At 45.5% G+C, this 15121-nt stretch carries 15 protein-coding genes; 8 read left to right on the top strand and 7 right to left on the bottom strand.

From position 1 onward, the window contains the following. Positions 1-16: 16 nt before the first annotated feature. From trpCF to MHM99_RS04485, 4 genes are read right to left on the bottom strand one after another with little or no spacing between them, the layout of a single operon-like run. Positions 17-1426 (bottom strand): bifunctional indole-3-glycerol-phosphate synthase TrpC/phosphoribosylanthranilate isomerase TrpF, encoded by a 1410-nt coding sequence (gene trpCF / locus MHM99_RS04500; RefSeq protein ID WP_239218341.1) that lies wholly within the window; start codon positions 1424-1426, stop codon positions 17-19. Beyond that, positions 1419-2450, bottom strand: a complete 1032-nt coding sequence (gene trpD, locus MHM99_RS04495) for an anthranilate phosphoribosyltransferase (RefSeq protein WP_014948943.1) — start codon at positions 2448-2450, stop codon at positions 1419-1421. The genes trpCF and trpD overlap by 8 nt, the downstream gene beginning before the upstream one ends. Beyond that, positions 2443-3075 carry an aminodeoxychorismate/anthranilate synthase component II gene (locus MHM99_RS04490; RefSeq protein WP_061094664.1) on the bottom strand — a complete coding sequence of 211 codons (633 nt, stop codon included), beginning with the start codon at positions 3073-3075 and terminating at the stop codon, positions 2443-2445. The genes trpD and MHM99_RS04490 overlap by 8 nt, the downstream gene beginning before the upstream one ends. After that, positions 3072-4808 (bottom strand): anthranilate synthase component 1, encoded by a 1737-nt coding sequence (locus MHM99_RS04485; RefSeq protein ID WP_239218339.1) that lies wholly within the window; start codon positions 4806-4808, stop codon positions 3072-3074. The genes MHM99_RS04490 and MHM99_RS04485 overlap by 4 nt, the downstream gene beginning before the upstream one ends. 278 nt (positions 4809-5086) lie before the next feature. Between MHM99_RS04485 and MHM99_RS04480 the strand changes: the two genes are divergently transcribed. The 6 genes from MHM99_RS04480 to dkgB all read left to right on the top strand — a co-directional run bounded on the left by MHM99_RS04480 (position 5087) and on the right by dkgB (position 10428). After that, a complete protein-coding gene (locus MHM99_RS04480; RefSeq protein WP_239218337.1) occupies positions 5087-5944 on the top strand; it encodes a PHP domain-containing protein in 858 nt (285 codons plus the stop codon). A gap of 226 nt (positions 5945-6170) precedes the next feature. Then, the gene (locus tag MHM99_RS04475; protein WP_014948946.1) at positions 6171-6791 is read left to right on the top strand and encodes an L-threonylcarbamoyladenylate synthase; all 621 of its coding nucleotides are present in this window, start codon (positions 6171-6173) and stop codon (positions 6789-6791) included. Positions 6792-7015: 224 nt separating this feature from the next. Next, positions 7016-7879 (top strand): segregation/condensation protein A, encoded by an 864-nt coding sequence (locus MHM99_RS04470; RefSeq protein WP_014976096.1) that lies wholly within the window; start codon positions 7016-7018, stop codon positions 7877-7879. Next, positions 7866-8459, top strand: a complete 594-nt coding sequence (gene scpB, locus MHM99_RS04465) for an SMC-Scp complex subunit ScpB (protein ID WP_014948948.1) — start codon at positions 7866-7868, stop codon at positions 8457-8459. Before MHM99_RS04470 ends, scpB begins: the two co-directional genes overlap by 14 nt. A gap of 40 nt (positions 8460-8499) precedes the next feature. Further along, positions 8500-9396, top strand: a complete 897-nt coding sequence (gene rluB / locus MHM99_RS04460) for a 23S rRNA pseudouridine(2605) synthase RluB (protein WP_014948949.1) — start codon at positions 8500-8502, stop codon at positions 9394-9396. A 228-nt stretch (positions 9397-9624) separates the two neighbouring features. Further along, positions 9625-10428: a 2,5-didehydrogluconate reductase DkgB gene (gene dkgB, locus MHM99_RS04455; protein ID WP_239218335.1), complete on the top strand. Its 804-nt coding sequence runs from the start codon at positions 9625-9627 to the stop codon at positions 10426-10428. A gap of 223 nt (positions 10429-10651) precedes the next feature. On the opposite strand, the gene MHM99_RS04450 is transcribed toward dkgB, so the two are convergent. Both MHM99_RS04450 and MHM99_RS04445 read right to left on the bottom strand, forming a co-directional pair. Continuing rightward, positions 10652-11215 carry a sugar O-acetyltransferase gene (locus tag MHM99_RS04450; RefSeq protein ID WP_039230376.1) on the bottom strand — a complete coding sequence of 188 codons (564 nt, stop codon included), beginning with the start codon at positions 11213-11215 and terminating at the stop codon, positions 10652-10654. A gap of 40 nt (positions 11216-11255) precedes the next feature. Further along, on the bottom strand, positions 11256-11927 hold the full coding sequence (locus MHM99_RS04445; protein ID WP_239218333.1) for a hypothetical protein: 672 nt from the start codon (positions 11925-11927) through the stop codon (positions 11256-11258). A 551-nt stretch (positions 11928-12478) separates the two neighbouring features. Between MHM99_RS04445 and MHM99_RS04440 the strand changes: the two genes are divergently transcribed. Together MHM99_RS04440 and MHM99_RS04435 are read left to right on the top strand one after the other, a co-directional pair. Next, positions 12479-12973, top strand: a complete 495-nt coding sequence (locus tag MHM99_RS04440; RefSeq protein ID WP_039216282.1) for an arsenate reductase family protein — start codon at positions 12479-12481, stop codon at positions 12971-12973. A 12-nt stretch (positions 12974-12985) separates the two neighbouring features. After that, positions 12986-14272: a DUF445 family protein gene (locus tag MHM99_RS04435; RefSeq protein ID WP_156078152.1), complete on the top strand. Its 1287-nt coding sequence runs from the start codon at positions 12986-12988 to the stop codon at positions 14270-14272. Between the two features lie 133 nt (positions 14273-14405). Here the strand turns inward: MHM99_RS04435 and tmpT are convergent, their stop codons facing one another. Then, the gene (gene tmpT, locus MHM99_RS04430; protein WP_156078153.1) at positions 14406-15059 is read right to left on the bottom strand and encodes a thiopurine S-methyltransferase; all 654 of its coding nucleotides are present in this window, start codon (positions 15057-15059) and stop codon (positions 14406-14408) included. Between the last annotated feature and the right edge of the window lie 62 nt (positions 15060-15121).

The raw sequence follows: 15121 nt of genomic DNA, 5'->3' as shown, positions 1-15121 counted from the left end.
TTGTCCTGTATTTAAATTAGTAACGGCGGCAAATAGCAAAAAGCGCGTCGAGTTTTTCTTCGCTTTTCACGCCTGGGGCGTTTTCTACGCCTGAATTCACATCAATAGCACCACAGCCGGTTGCAATAGCTTCTGCAACATTCTGGGCGTTAATGCCGCCAGCAAGCACTAACTTATGCTTCGCTTCGATATCGTTTAATAGCTGCCAATTGAACGCTTCGCCTGTACCGCCTTTGGCATCACCCACTTGGCAATCCAGAAGAACGCGGCTTACAAGGCTATTTTTTAAGTGTCTGTCCACTGCGTCTGGTAGTGCGCCAGAAGAGGTTGCTTTAACACCTTCGACTTTCCAAATTTCACAACCTTCCGGAAGCTTGGCAGCAAGCGCTGAAATGTAGGTGTCATCTTCGCTGCCGTGAAGCTGCACGGCAAAAAGGTTGAGCGAAGCAGCGAGTGATGCCACTTCATCAATGTCGTGATTAACGAACACACCAACAAAAGCACCGTCTATGCTCTGCGTTATAGTCAAAGCCTGTGCTTCGCTCACATAGCGTGGCGATTTTCCAGCGAAGATAAGCCCGCCAAAGCTAGCGCCTTTATCAAACGCCATTTGCGCTTGTACGGGGGTGGTAAGTCCGCACACTTTAACTGCACCATTCACTAACGTTTTCACAGCGCGCGGTAGGTCAGACTCTGCCATTAACGCACTGCCCACCAAAAAGCCTTGGGATACAGGCGCTAAACGAAGCACATCTTGGTGTGTGTATATGCCCGACTCTGAAATAACCACGTAGTCGTGCGTAGCTTTTTCTAGCATGGGCACAAGGCGTTCGGTTGTGGCTAAATCGGTAGAAAGGTCGCGTAAGTTGCGATTATTGATACCAATAATTTTGGCTTCAAGGGCAATAGCGCGCTCCATTTCTTCTTCATTACTTACTTCGGTAAGAATGTCTAATGACAGAGCATTGGCAACGCTTGCCAACTCGCGATATTCGTCATCATTTAGCACACTAAGCATTAATAGCACTGCGTCGGCATTATAGTGACGGGCTAGATACACTTGATAGGTATCAACGAAGAAATCTTTGTTAAGCACAGGCTGAGCAACACGCTCAGTAACATAAGCTAAGTACTCAAATTTACCTTGGAAGTACTTCTCGTCTGTCAGCACAGAAATACCGTCAGCATAAGGCGTGTAAGCCGCTAAGATCTCGTCTAAATCGAAATGCTCTCGAATTAGGCCTTTTGAAGGCGATGCTTTTTTGCATTCGAAGATAAAGCCTGCGTTTGGCTCACTAAGTGCGGCAAATAAACTCTTTTCGGAAGGAACTAGATTCGCCTTGAAGCTTTCCAGCGGCAGTGCATCTTTGCGTGCGGCCACTTCTTCTCGTTTGTCTGCAACAATTTTCTCAAGCACATTAGCCATTCGTGCTTACCTCCTGAGTAATTTTGGCAACCTTCGTTAATAACTGCATGGGTAACCCTTCGGCCATAGCGTTCATCGCCATTTCAGCCCCTTCTTTGAAGGTTGAGGCTTTGCCGGTTACTTTCAACAGTGCCCCGCAGTTCATGGCGATAGCGGCACGGTGCGCCTCTTTACCTTCGCCGTTTAACGCTGCTTCAACAAATTGTCTGTTTTCTTCAGGTTCACCGCCCTCAATCGCAGAAAGAGGATAATGAGGTAAACCGAAGTCTTCGGCGGTAACGGTAAGCTTGCGAATATCGCCATGCTCAAGGTCGTAAATCATTGATTCGCCGTGAAGTGCCAGTTCATCCAAGCCATCGCCATGCACTATCATTGCGCGGTGTTGGCCAAGCAGCATAAGGGTTTTTGCGTAAGGTTCAAGCAGTTCAGGCGAGTATACGCCGAAAACGCCGTGAGTTGGACCCGCCGGGTTTGCCAGCGGCCCCAGTATATTAAATAAGGTTCTGGTCTTCATCGCAGCGCGCACGGGGGCTGCGTGGCGCATACCGGCGTGATAAACCGGTGCAAAAAGAAATGTGAAATTTGCTTCATCTAAGCACTTGCGGGATGTTTCTGGGCTAATTTCTAAATTAAGACCAAACTGGCGAAACAAATCAGCAGAGCCAGACTTACTCGATACACTGCGATTACCGTGTTTCGCCACCTTCACGCCACAAGATGCGGCAACTACACCGGCTGCACTGGAAATATTAATGGTGTTGTGGCCATCTCCGCCTGTACCAACGATATCTGCAAACTCATAAGACGGTGTGGGAAAGGGCAGTGCATTGGCAACCATGGCACTCGCGGCACCCGCAATTTCGCTGGGAGATTCTTTTTTCATCTTCAGCGCAGTCAGCACTGAAGCAATCATCACCTCGCTTTGCTCACCGTGCATGATGCTGTTAAACAAGCTGTATGCCTCGGTTTGCGACAGTGATTCTCGCAACATAATTTGTTCTAGTAGAGGGCCTGCGTTAAGCATGGTTCGCTCCCTGTAACGTTAAATAGTCAATACTTTGCTTTAACAGCAAACTGCCGTGGGCTGTTAAAATAGATTCTGGGTGAAATTGGTAACCCAACATGCGATCTTCGCTATTGTAAACTGCCATTACGGCCTCACTGCCGTCATCGTTTATTGTAGATGCGCAAACAGTAAGGTTTTCAGGCAATGAATGTGCCACTAAAGAGTGGTAGCGTGCGACATGTAAGGGCTGCTGTAAGCCTTTGAACATAGCATCTTCAGAATGAGTAATGGCAGAAGATTTGCCGTGCATAACTTGGCTGGCGCGACCTACGGTGCCGCCGTAATGCTCAACAATAGCTTGATGGCCTAAACAAATACCAATTACGGGGAACACGCCGTGTACTTTTTTAAGTAGCTCAGGCATACAGCCAGCTCCACTTGGTGCGCCTGGGCCTGGCGACAACATAAGAAGCACAGGGCCTTTCGTTGCTTGTTCCTGCATTCTTTCAAACAAGGCATTTGCTGAAACCGTGTTGCGATAGACTTTAATGTCTAGATTTAAGGTGCGCAGTTCGTCCACAAGGTTGTAGGTAAAAGAGTCTACATTGTCGAGCAAAAATAGGGTGGTCACTTGCTGATTCATGCGTTGCCTCCTTCATTTAATGCAACGTTGATACTTTCAGCTTCTTCTTGTAGCGCTGCTTTTACTGCACCAATTACCGCTTGTGCCTTAGCGCGGGTTTCATCAGCTTCAGCTTGTGGAACCGAGTCATATACTACACCTGCACCCGCTTGAATATAAGCCGTGCCGTTTTTCACAAACGCTGAACGAATGACAATACAAGTGTCCATATCGCCTTGACCATTCAAATAGCCAACCGCGCCGCCATAACTGCCGCGGCGTTTTTTCTCTACTTCGCGAATTAACGTCGCTGCGCTTACTTTTGGTGCGCCAACCAGGGTGCCCATGTTCATGCAGGCTTGATAAGCGTGCAGTGGATCTAAGTCGTCACGTAGCTGGCCAACCACGCGCGACACCAAGTGCATCACGTGAGAGTAACGGTCAACTTTTAGTAAGTCTTTCACATAGCGCGTACCTGGGCGACTCACTTTTGCAACATCGTTTCGGGCAAGGTCAACCAGCATAATGTGCTCAGACTTTTCTTTGGTGTCTTCGCGAAGGTTAAGCTCAATACGGCTGTCTAAATCTCTGTCGATACTGCCATCAGGGCGTTTGCCGCGTGGACGGGTACCGGCGATAGGGTAGATTTCTACTTGATTGCTTTCTCTTTCGTATTTAAGCGCTGATTCAGGAGAGGCACCAAATATGCTGAAAGCGGCATCTTGCATGTAAAACATGTAAGGGCTTGGGTTTGATTCTTTAAGTTTAGCGTAAGCAAGTAGCGGCGACGGGCAGGGGAGAGAGAATGTGCGCGAGGGCACAACCTGAAAAATGTCGCCTGCTAAAATGTGCTGTTTTAAGTCCAGCACATGGTTGCAGAACTGTTCATCGCTTAAATCAACGCTAACTTCAACGCTTGGGTCAAAAGAAGAAAGTGACTGTCCGTTTTCGGTTTCGTTTGGGCTTTCTGAGTCGGAAGCGAGTGACTGTCCGCTTTGTGCTTCACTTTCTACATCAGCAATCTTTGCTGTATTTGCACCTACTAGCACTGGTTCAGCGGGCATATCGTGTAGCTGCTGATGAATTGCTTCTAAGCGCTGAGCAATGGCAAAGTATTGCTGGGCAACGTCTTGTCCGCTAAAAACACTGCCAATTAAATGTGTCTCGCGGGTTTGGTGGTCAACGGTAATTAAGGTCTCTGCCAAGTAAAACACAAAGTCTGGACAGTCATTTTCACCTTCTGCAACATCGGGTAATTTTTCAAAGCCTGCTAGCATGTCGTAGGCAAATACACCGCCTAAGAAAACCGCGTGGGGATGTTGGCGGATTGGCGTTATCTTATTGATAACAATGCGAAGCGCGTCCATTACGCTTGCGGCCTTTAAGCGGCTGTCTTCGTCAAGTTCACCGTCAGCTTCATCACACACCAACGTAATTGAAGTGTCTGTCCTTTCTTTGATGTGTAGGCCGTCAGGGGCGTGGTCAACAAATAAAGGTAACACTGAAGCGCCGTTGCCTGTCAGTGCTTTCACTTCAACGCGGTTGCCCCGGCATTCCATGCGCAGTGCTGCGTCAACCATTAACAAGCTTTGTAAATCGTCTTTAGAATCAATTTCTGCCGACTCTAATAGCAGTGCGTTATTTTTATTGCCACAAAGGTGGGCAAACGCGGCAAGTGGATCATCGACATAGTGTCCCACCTGCTCAATTGTCTCTACCTTACCTGGAGAAATCCCCAGTTCCGCTAAACTCATTTTTGCTACTCTCCAACTGCAAAAAGACAAAAAAAAGGCCCGTATAAACGGGCCTTTATGTGTATTCATTCACGCACTACAGTGCACACCGCCCGTTAAGTTAGGGAGTGCCACCACCAAGCTGCAACTGTCATTGCTGTTGAAATATTGTATGAATGCATGAATTACTCGTTGTTTTTCCAAACTTCAATAGGATTTGAAGCGGTTAGTACGTATACTTTGTGTGTATAGAAGAAAACAAATTGCCGTTTGTGTCAACCTAAAATTTGCATAAGACATTGAAAATAGATCTACACAGTCATACAAAATTCTCTGATGGCCACCTAACGCCAGAAGAATTAATCCTTCGCGCGCACACCATGCAGGTGGATGCGCTTGCCGTAACCGACCACGATACCGTTGCCGGTTTAGAAGAAGCACACGCCACTCAATCGAAGCAAAAACGTGCATTAACCATTATCGATGGTGTTGAAATTTCCACCACTTGGCACAGTTTCGATATCCATATAGTTGGATTAAATGTGGACAGACACTGCCCAACGTTTCTTGAGCGGCTGCAAGGCCAGTCTCAAACTCGTGAAGCCCGGGCTGAAAAAATTGCTGATAAGCTCGAAAAGTGTGGGTTTGAAGGTGTTTTAGCGCGAGCAAAAGCGCTAGCTGGCGTTGGACAAGTAACGCGGGCTCACTTTGCGCGAGTATTGGTAAACAACTACGGTGTGCCCAGTATGGACGCCGCGTTTAAAAAGTATTTAGGAAAAGGCAAACGCGCGGCGGTTAAAGCAGAGTGGCCAAGTATTGAAACGGCTATCGAGTGGATCCACGATGCAGGTGGACAAGCTGTACTGGCTCATCCCGCTCATTATGATATGACAGCGAAGTGGCTACGGCGCTTAGTGGCCTTGTTCGAACAAGCCGGTGGTGACGCCATTGAAACCGCATTTCCAGGTATCAATAAAACCAAACAAGAGCTTATTAATGAGCTTGCGCAAACCCATCAGTTGTTAGCATCGGCGGGCTCTGATTTTCACTTTCCGTCTCGTTGGACAGAGTTGGGTAAGAACTTAGGCATTAGCAGTAAGCTCACACCCGTATGGCATAATTGGAAACAATTTGAAGGGCAGATGGCCGAGAGCTAAGGAAATCTAATTTGCAACGCTCTCGGTATAAATGGGCAAGGTAAGGCAAATGGTTCACGTACGGTTGATGAGCGCTAAAGCTAATTAAAATGCCGAGAGTTGGTTGGTAAAAAGCTTAAAAGCGAGTTTTACCCACGAGCTTAACCAGCAAGCTTTACGAGTGGACAGACACTTACCTCGTTGGCAAAGTAGTATCGTTCTGCGCGTTTAAGAAAAGGAAGTAATTATGAGTCAATTTTTCTATGTGCACCCCGACAACCCGCAAAAGCGCCTAATTAGTCAGGCTTGTGAGTTAATTCGAGAGGGGGCAGTGGTGGTGTATCCGACAGACTCAGGCTACGCCATAGGTTGCCAAATGGAAGACAAAAAGGCGCTTGAGCAGTTGTGTCGTATTCGTCAAATCGATAAAGATCACAACTTTACCTTAATGTGTCGAGACATGTCTGAGCTATCAATTTACGCAAAGGTAGACAACACGGCGTTCAGGCAAATTAAGAACAACACACCAGGGCGTTACACCTTCGTGTTGAAAGCGACCCGCGAAGTACCAAAGCGTTTGCAAAATCCTAAACGTAAAACCATAGGTATTCGCGTGCCCGATAACGCCATTGCACTTGCATTATTGGAAGAGCTGGGCGAACCATTGATGTCTACGTCTTTGATTTTGCCAGGTAACACCATGGCCGAATCAGACCCAGATGTCATTCGCGACAACTTAGAAAAGCAAGTAGGGCTTATTATTCACGGTGGTTACATTGGAGAGCAGCCCACTACCGTGGTTGATTTGTCGGAAGACACGCCGGTAATTGTGCGACATGGCACGGGCGATCCGTCTCCCTTTGAGTAATTTTTGTTTTACTGTTTTTTTGAACAGATTGTTGTAGATAGCCTATTTTAACTAGTTTCTTTTGCTTGTTGCAGGTGAAAGTTATAGTAGGAAACCGTAAGCTATGTTGCGAGGGCCTGTAGCGCTTCGATGTACAGCGAAGCGCTGCAAGTTCTCGCGTGAACGCGTAAATAATAATATCAATAATCGCCGCTTTGTTAGCGCGTAAAAACGGTTGTGGAACTGTGTCAGAGCTTGTTGAAGAAAATAATAACGATAATGATGCCTCTGTTGAGAAGAGGCTTTCGACACCTGTTCAGCAGCCGTTGCCACTTGCGTTTATTAATGGCGAAGCGCTAATTGAAAAGCCTGAAGATCTCTTCATTCCCCCCGATGCCCTAGAGGTCATATTAGAAACCTTCGAAGGGCCGCTCGACTTACTACTTTATCTGATTAGAAAACAAAAGTTTGATATCACCACACTGCCCATCGCTGATGTTACCAAGCAGTATATGGAGTATGTGGATGCCATGATGTCGCTAAAATTAGAGCTGGCGGCAGAGTACTTGCTGATGGCAGCCATATTGGCAGAAATTAAGTCCAGGCTTCTATTGCCTAAACGCAGTGACGATTCCGACGAAGAAGAAGACCCTCGAGCAGAGCTTATTCGCCGATTAAAAGAATACGAGCTAGTAAAGCAAGCGGCAGAAGATTTAGATATTCAGCCTAGACTTGAACGGGATATTTTCACCACTCACGTTGAACTAAGTGAGAATGTGGCGCCAATTCGCATTGAGCCCGATGTGTCTTTAGCTGAAATTGTATTGGCGTTCAGTGCGGCCATGAAGCGCGCTGAAGCGTTTGAACACCATACTATTGCACGGGAAGCACTGAGCACGCGAGAGCGCATGTCGCTCATCTTGTCGTTACTCACAACAACTGAATATACGCCACTTGAACGCCTATTTACGGTTGAAGAAGGTAAAGCTGGGGTAGTGGTTTGCTTCTTAGCAATTTTAGAATTAGTAAAAGAACAGCTAATTTTATGCATTCAGGCAGGTCCTTATGCAAAAATTCATGTAAAATTAGGTGCCCATGAAGAAAATTAACACGGCGCAGCTTAAACAATTGGTAGAGGCAGCAATATTTGTTGCTGATAAGCCTATTTCAAAGCAGCATTTAAAAGAAACGGTACTCAATGAATTTACCGTCGCTGATAGAACCTTGAGTAAGGTGATTAACGAACTAAAGTTAGACTATCAGCCAAGAGGCATTCAATTGGTGGAAGTAGCAAGTGGCTATCGCTTTCAGTCGTTAGATGCGTTAAGCCCGTGGTTAAGCAAATTGTGGCAGGAAAATGCGCCAAAGTATTCTAGAGCAATGCTCGAAACCTTGGCACTCATTGCCTATCGTCAACCTATAACCCGCGGAGAAATAGAGCAGGTCAGGGGCGTGGCGGTAAGCAGTAATATTATAAAGACACTCACAGAACGAGACTGGGTAAAGGTAGTAGGTCACAAAGAAGTACCTGGGCGACCAGCGCTTTACGCAACTACCAAAGGCTTCTTAGACTATTTTTCGATGACGTCGTTGAGCGATTTGCCCAATGCTGATGCTTTCGAAAACATGGCTGAAAGCGTTGCGTCAGACTCGCCGCTTAAGGTGTTAAATGAGGCACCGTCTGAATAGACCGTGCGACCGTAAACAAGCAATTAAAGAGTGAAAACCCATGACTGAAAAGTTGCAAAAAGTACTGGCTAACCAAGGGCTAGGCTCGCGACGAGAAATGGAACGTTGGATTGAAGAAGGCCGAGTATCGGTCGATGGCACCAAAGCAACATTAGGAGATAGAGTCGACCACACCGCACAAATCCGTGTTGATGGTCATTTGCTATCTCGTCAAACAGAACAGCCAATTTGCCGTGTGTTGATGTACAACAAACCCGAAGGTGAATTGTGTAGCCGTCACGACCCTGAAGGTCGCGATACGGTATTTGACCGCCTTCCCGCCATTCGATTAGGGCGCTGGATCACCGTTGGTCGTCTAGACATGAACACCAGTGGCCTGCTGTTATTCACCAACGATGGTGAACTAGCCAACCGCCTGATGCACCCGAAATGTGAAGTAGAACGCGAGTACGCAGTACGTGTATTCGGTGAGGTAACAGGCAAAACACTACATACCCTTCAAAAAGGTGTAGAGCTGGAAGACGGCGAAGCAAAGTTCCTGACAATTTCAGGTGCGCCTACGCCGCAGCATGCTGAAGATGAAAGCATGAACCGTTGGTACAACGTAACGTTGAAAGAAGGGCGTAACCGCGAAGTGCGTCGTCTTTGGGAGTCGCAAGGCGTGCAAGTTAGCCGCTTGATCCGCGTTAAATATGGTCCAATTGAACTGCAGAAGCGTCTACCGCAAGGTGCGTGGGTAGAACTAGGATTAGAAGACGTAAACGCGCTTCGTAGCCATGTTCAATTGCCGGATGAAACGCAAACTATGGTTAATGTACGCCAGGGTAAACTTGACCACGCTCGTTTAAGTCGCATGCGTCGCTCGGTTAAAAAGCATAAAGTGCGTAAGCAACAAGGCTTAAATAAACGAGCTGGACGTCCCGCCAAACGTAAGTAATACTTAATTTATTCTTCACGTGTAAGTGATTACTCAAAGCCGCAAGCGTTCGCTAGCGGCTTTTTTATTTCAGTGACGTGCATTCTTCAACGTAATCACTAGGTTTGTCTCCAATTTAATTCTGATTTCAGTCACGATGATTACGATCTTCTTTCTAAGCGATGGCGTAGGAAAGTGTGAAGCTGCTACGTCAAGTAGTGTAAGACAAACACGGAAAAGGAGAGAGTAATGAAAGATATGCCTCAGTTAGGAATGGGAACGTTTCGATTGAAAGGTGACGAGGCCCGTGAGTCAGTAAGTAAAGCGCTAGAGGTTGGTTTCAGACACATTGATACCGCACAATTTTATGACAACGAAGCACAAGTTGGCGATGCCATAAAAACCAGCGGCCTTGATAGAAGCGAACTGTTTGTCACCACCAAGGTGTGGCACGAGTCATTGGGCGATACCCATTTTATTCCAAGTGTTCACGAAAGCTTAGAAAAACTGAAGCTAGAATATGTTGATTTGCTTCTTATTCATTGGCCATATCCTGGCACTGATATTTCACTCGAAAGTTACTTAGGCAATCTTGCGAAGGCGAAAGAGCAAGGGCTTACTCGTCATATTGGGGTGTCTAATTTCACTATTGATTTGTTAGATAAGGCCGAAAAGGTTCTTGGTAAAGGCGAGATTTACACCAACCAAATTGAAATCCATCCTTTCATGCAAAATAAGAAAGTTGTTGAAGCGTGTAAGGAAAAAGGCATAAAAGCGACTGCATATATGCCATTTGCGGTAGGAAAAGTAATGAAGGACGAAACTTTATTGCGAATAGCGCAAAACCACGATGCGACGCCAGCGCAAGTTGTTCTGGCGTGGATGGAGAAACGTCACATTTACGCAATCCCTTCATCAACCAGTAAAGTACACTTGGCAGAGAATTTAGCTTACGGTGGTGTACATTTAACTGATTCAGAGCTCGCGCTTATTGATGATCTTGATAACGGCGACCGAATTGTAAACCCAGATTTTGCTCCAGACTGGGATTAACGATTTATAGAGAGCGTTTGTCTTTAGACTACTAACGGGATAGCGTTTAATTTTACCTAGCTCTGTGTACTGGGCTAAAATCAGGGGCCGCCTTTGAGGTACTAATGGCGGCCCCTGAAGAGTCTTTGAATTACCGGTTCAGATTAAATCGATAGATGTGACTTGGTATGGACTCGTGTAAAGGTGTTTTTTAAGGCATGTGATACCGAAAACATCACATGCTCTATTCGGCTTGCTCTATTTCTTTGATGACTTTGGCAGGGTTACCACCTATGACCACATTGTCGCCAAAAGACTTAGTTACCACCGCGCCAGAGGCCACAACCACATTGTCTCCCAACGTTACGCCAGGGTTTATGACCGCCATACCACCAATCCAGCAATTATCGCCAATAGTAATGGGCTTGGCGAACTCGATGCCGGTTGCCCTTTGTACCGGATCTAATGGGTGCGTAGCGGTGTACAAACCGACTTGAGGCGCAATCATGCAGTTATCACCTATCGTGACCTTCGCTGCATCTAAAATCACACAATTGAAGTTAGCGAAAAAATTTTCGCCTACGTGAATATTTTCGCCGTAATCACATTTGAATGAAGACTCAATGTAAAGCCTTTTTCCAGTACTACCAAACAGCTCTTTTAGTAGTCTTGTACGCTTTTTGTGGTCACTTTGACAAGTTGTGTTGAGCTCGTCTAATTGCATACGGCATTGCTTGCGCAATGCCGATAATGTTTTGTCTGACGGAAAGTATAAATCGCCAGCAAGCATCTTTTCTTGTTCAGTCATGCATTTCCAGTAGGTAAGCTTAAATGATTAAGCCAATACGTTACTGTGCACTGCCGTAGCTTACAATGACTTTTTGTTTTAGTTCATCGCTTTCAATATCTAAGTTAACTGGACGGTGCAAAACAATGCTGCCGTCCACAGTAACCGATGCACTAATCGATAGGGTAGGTTTGTTGTCCGATTTCTTGCCCCAAGAGCTTTCACTTTCCTTATATACGATATCGCCTAAAACGTGAGAAGAGCCAGACAAAGTAATATCGCCGTTGAGTGTTTTGATGTGTTTTTCAATGGTTGTATCAACGGCTGTTATGTCTCCATTCACTGTTTCAACGCTACCGCCAATTTTACTTTGCGTAGGAAGCGTAACATTTCCATTCACGGTCTCTACACCCTTAAGCACATTGAGGTGTGAAGCTGCACTTATATCGCCATTTACAATATCGATATTTCGGACAGACACATGGCTACCCATTTCAAGATTGCCGTTAACGATACTGACTTCATCTGCGCCACCATGATCGCTAATTTCCACATTGCCATTAACAGAAGAAATATCGCCAGCGTGCTTCCCTTCAGCTATGTCAATATTGCCTAGAATAGAACTGAAATCGCTGCCTTCTAATGCACTAGCGTCTCCAACATGGATAACGCAGCCAGTAAGCAAAGAGGCTGAAAGCAACATAGCTGCACTAGCAATTATAGACTTTTTCATATTCTTATATCCTTGATTATTTTATAAATACTTAATAAGACGCTTTAACGGTATTAATATCAAACACAAATTTTGTTGTGTATTTATAAAATACGTTTCACGTATCATGCCACTCTTAAAAAGTATTTTAAATCAAAAGGTTAGTTTAATGTGCCAAAGGGGGGAGACTGGCTCAATGGTGTAATGACTAATTTTATAGTTTCATCTGCCACCGGATGGCGAATTTGACCATTCTGCACCACATGGCCCTAAGCTCAGAAGGGAGCTCAGAAGGGGACAGACACTCGCTTGAAGAAATTATTTAAAGAAATGGACAGACACTCATTGTGAATACATCTTTTTGGTTACAAGCTGCTTTTTTGAGTGTCCGTCCTCGAATTGTATTTGGTTACAAGCTACTTTTTTGAGTGTGTGTCCAAGAAGTACAGGTAGCTATTTGAGTGTGTGTCCAACGAGTACAGGCAAGGTTTTAGCCTTTGCGAGTGTCTGTCCTCGAATTTCAATAGTATGTTGGTATATGTGGTTTTTACTTTTTAGTGAGGTTAGGTGGCATGATAAAGATTTATCACAACCCAGAGTGCGGCACGTCTAGGAATGTACTGGCGGTGATCAAGGCCGCTGGGTATGAGGTGCAGGTTATTGAGTATTTGCGTGTTGGGTGGGAACGTGAACAACTAACTTATTTATTGAATGCAGCTAACCTTAACCCTCGACAAGCGCTTCGCACAACAAAGTCTCCTGCTGCTGAATTAGGGTTACTTGATGAAACAGTGAGTAACGAAATCATCTTTGAATTGATGCTGGAACATCCCGTTTTAGTGAATAGGCCTATTGTTTGCATTCCCGAAGGTGAACACGAAAAAGCAGTTTCTTTACCTCTTGGGAGAGTTGAAGGTAATTCCTATTCGAATAACGCGAAAGAAACAGTGAAATTATGCCGGCCAAGTGAAGCTGTACTGGATATTTTGCCTGTATGGCCACAAGGCCCTTTTGCTAAAGAAGACGGCACACCACTTATAGACCAAGATGGTAAACGAGTAATTTAAACGGAGTAGTTTATGCAGGACAAGTACACGCAATTGAATAAGGCTAAAAGGCTTGCATTGGCCTGTTTGATTTTTGCCGCAAGTGTATTTGTTTTAACGGTTTTACTTCCTAAGTTTTATCCAAACTTGCAAGGAGCATGGTGGTTGGGGCTTATTAAGATGGCCAGTGAGGCGGCGCTCATCGGTGGTCTAGCTGACTGGTTTGCAGTGACGGCATTATTTAAGCCAATTCCAGCGAAGTACCCCATTCCGCACACCAATATCGTGGCTAGTAACAAGTCTGTTATTGCTAATAACCTGTCATTGTTCGTTAAAGAAAAGTTCTTTCATCCTGAAGCAATAGAGAAGCTAATTCGGGACAGCGACCCTGCTAAGGGCGCGGGAAGGTGGTTGTCACAGGATAGAAACGCTACCCGTTTAAGTCGCTTTCTATGCGATGCTTTTGCAGGCGTTCTGCGTGTGCTCGATGACAAACCTGTGAAAGCGTTTATCGCTAAAACCGCACAGAAGGGCATTAACCAACTTGATCTTAGGCAATTGATGGCAACCTCGTTAAGCGCCGTTACGAAAGAGCGCCAGCATCAGGTAGTGCTTGATAGGGTGTTAGGGAAATTGGCCTCACTGCTTGCAGAGCCAGAAACCCAAATCTACATAGCAGATACGTTAGTAGTCTGGCTAAAAACTGAATACAGTCGTATCGAAAAGCTATTACCGTCTAGTTGGCTAAGCGAGCAGGGGGCACTCATTGCTGTTAAAGCGGTTTCAAGTATTTTGGAAGATGTATACGAAGATGAGCATCACCCCATTCGCCATGCATTTGATGAGCAAGTACAAGAATTCCTCTACGAACTACAGCACAGCCCGTTAATGGAGAAAAAGGTAAACAGCTATCGGGAAAAAATTATTAATGACCCAGCGTTAAACGCGTATGTTCAGCAATCATGGGCCAAGTTTCATCAATGGCTTTTAACGTCTCTTGAACAGCAAAATGGTAAAGCAGAAACAAAGGTGTCGAGCCTTTTAAACGATTTGGGTACCACGTTAACGCAAGACAGTGAGCTAGCAAAAGCGTTCAATAAGCACATTGGAGAAGCGGCTAAATATATGGCGCCTGAGTTGGCTGAATTTCTAACCCGTCACATTCGCGACACCATCAATAGTTGGGATGAACGTGAAATGGCTGAGCAGGTAGAGTTGAATATTGGCCGCGATCTTCAAAAAGTTCGCATAAACGGCACGATCGTAGGCGGGTTGATAGGTGCAATATTGTTTGGCATAGAGGCACTGCTTGGCCTCTAGTCATTTATTTAAGCAAGTCGCATTAGCTGGTGTGGGTATGAATAGCTTAAGTGTCGCTGTTAATCAGCGCTAAAACGCAAACTATAAAGCAACTATTTCAACGCTTTGTATTGGCAATAAATCTTAAAAAAGTCTACTTCGCCGTTAGTGCAAATACCAAATTATCAGCGTCTACTTTGCCTTTCAAACCGCCTTCAAGCACCGAGCGCTCTAACCTCTGAATGTTGTAATCGGCTGAATAAAGAGCGTCGACGGTTTTTTCGTTTACGCTAAAGGGAGGGCCGGCCATTTCATTCTGGTCATACTCGAAAGAAATGATTAGCTGGGGGGCGCATTGAGTAATGGTAATTAAGTGTGCAGCGTATTGCTCGCGAAGCGGACTGGGCAGTGCAACTAAAGCGGCTCTGTCGTAAACACCAGTAACGTCACCTATGTCGCTTGATGTGAGTTTAAAAATATCGCCCACGTGTATGGTTAAGCCGTCTTTAGCATAAACCTTACCCTTTGCTGTTGGGGTAATGGTAGGCTCGGCTCCCAGCTCTTCAAACAGCTGTATAATAGCCACTTCGCTTAGCTCAGCACCTACCACCTCACAACCTTGGGAAAGTAGCCAGCCGATGTCGCGGGTCTTCCCGCATAGCGGAACAAATATGCGTTTCAAAGCTGAGTGTGAGTTTTCAACATCCAACAGGGAAGAGGCATATTTGATAAGAAGCGCATTCCCTTCAGGTTCGTGAAATCCAATCTCGTTCTTTTGCCATTTACTGTGCCAAAAACTATGTTCCATATAAACCTCAAGTAGGTAAGCGATATATCTCTAAAAAAACAGACGTTTTTATGAAGGGTATT

It is taken from the genome of Alteromonas sp. MmMcT2-2 (genome assembly GCF_022348305.1).
GTDB lineage: Bacteria > Pseudomonadota > Gammaproteobacteria > Enterobacterales > Alteromonadaceae > Alteromonas > Alteromonas macleodii.
The sequence above is the reverse complement of the archived record's forward strand: the minus strand, read 5'-3'. Positions and strand labels throughout refer to the sequence as shown.

Coding starts and splice junctions, on each gene's coding strand:
- MHM99_RS04445 (WP_239218333.1), bottom strand. CDS start 11,927: ATGAAAAAGTCTATAATTGCTAGTGCAGCTATGTTGCTTTCAGCCTCT.
- MHM99_RS04435 (WP_156078152.1), top strand. CDS start 12,986: ATGCAGGACAAGTACACGCAATTGAATAAGGCTAAAAGGCTTGCATTG.
- MHM99_RS04490 (WP_061094664.1), bottom strand. CDS start 3,075: ATGAATCAGCAAGTGACCACCCTATTTTTGCTCGACAATGTAGACTCT.
- MHM99_RS04475 (WP_014948946.1), top strand. CDS start 6,171: ATGAGTCAATTTTTCTATGTGCACCCCGACAACCCGCAAAAGCGCCTA.
- rluB (WP_014948949.1), top strand. CDS start 8,500: ATGACTGAAAAGTTGCAAAAAGTACTGGCTAACCAAGGGCTAGGCTCG.
- dkgB (WP_239218335.1), top strand. CDS start 9,625: ATGAAAGATATGCCTCAGTTAGGAATGGGAACGTTTCGATTGAAAGGT.
- scpB (WP_014948948.1), top strand. CDS start 7,866: ATGAAGAAAATTAACACGGCGCAGCTTAAACAATTGGTAGAGGCAGCA.
- MHM99_RS04450 (WP_039230376.1), bottom strand. CDS start 11,215: ATGACTGAACAAGAAAAGATGCTTGCTGGCGATTTATACTTTCCGTCA.
- tmpT (WP_156078153.1), bottom strand. CDS start 15,059: ATGGAACATAGTTTTTGGCACAGTAAATGGCAAAAGAACGAGATTGGA.
- trpD (WP_014948943.1), bottom strand. CDS start 2,450: ATGCTTAACGCAGGCCCTCTACTAGAACAAATTATGTTGCGAGAATCA.
- MHM99_RS04440 (WP_039216282.1), top strand. CDS start 12,479: ATGATAAAGATTTATCACAACCCAGAGTGCGGCACGTCTAGGAATGTA.
- MHM99_RS04485 (WP_239218339.1), bottom strand. CDS start 4,808: ATGAGTTTAGCGGAACTGGGGATTTCTCCAGGTAAGGTAGAGACAATT.
- trpCF (WP_239218341.1), bottom strand. CDS start 1,426: ATGGCTAATGTGCTTGAGAAAATTGTTGCAGACAAACGAGAAGAAGTG.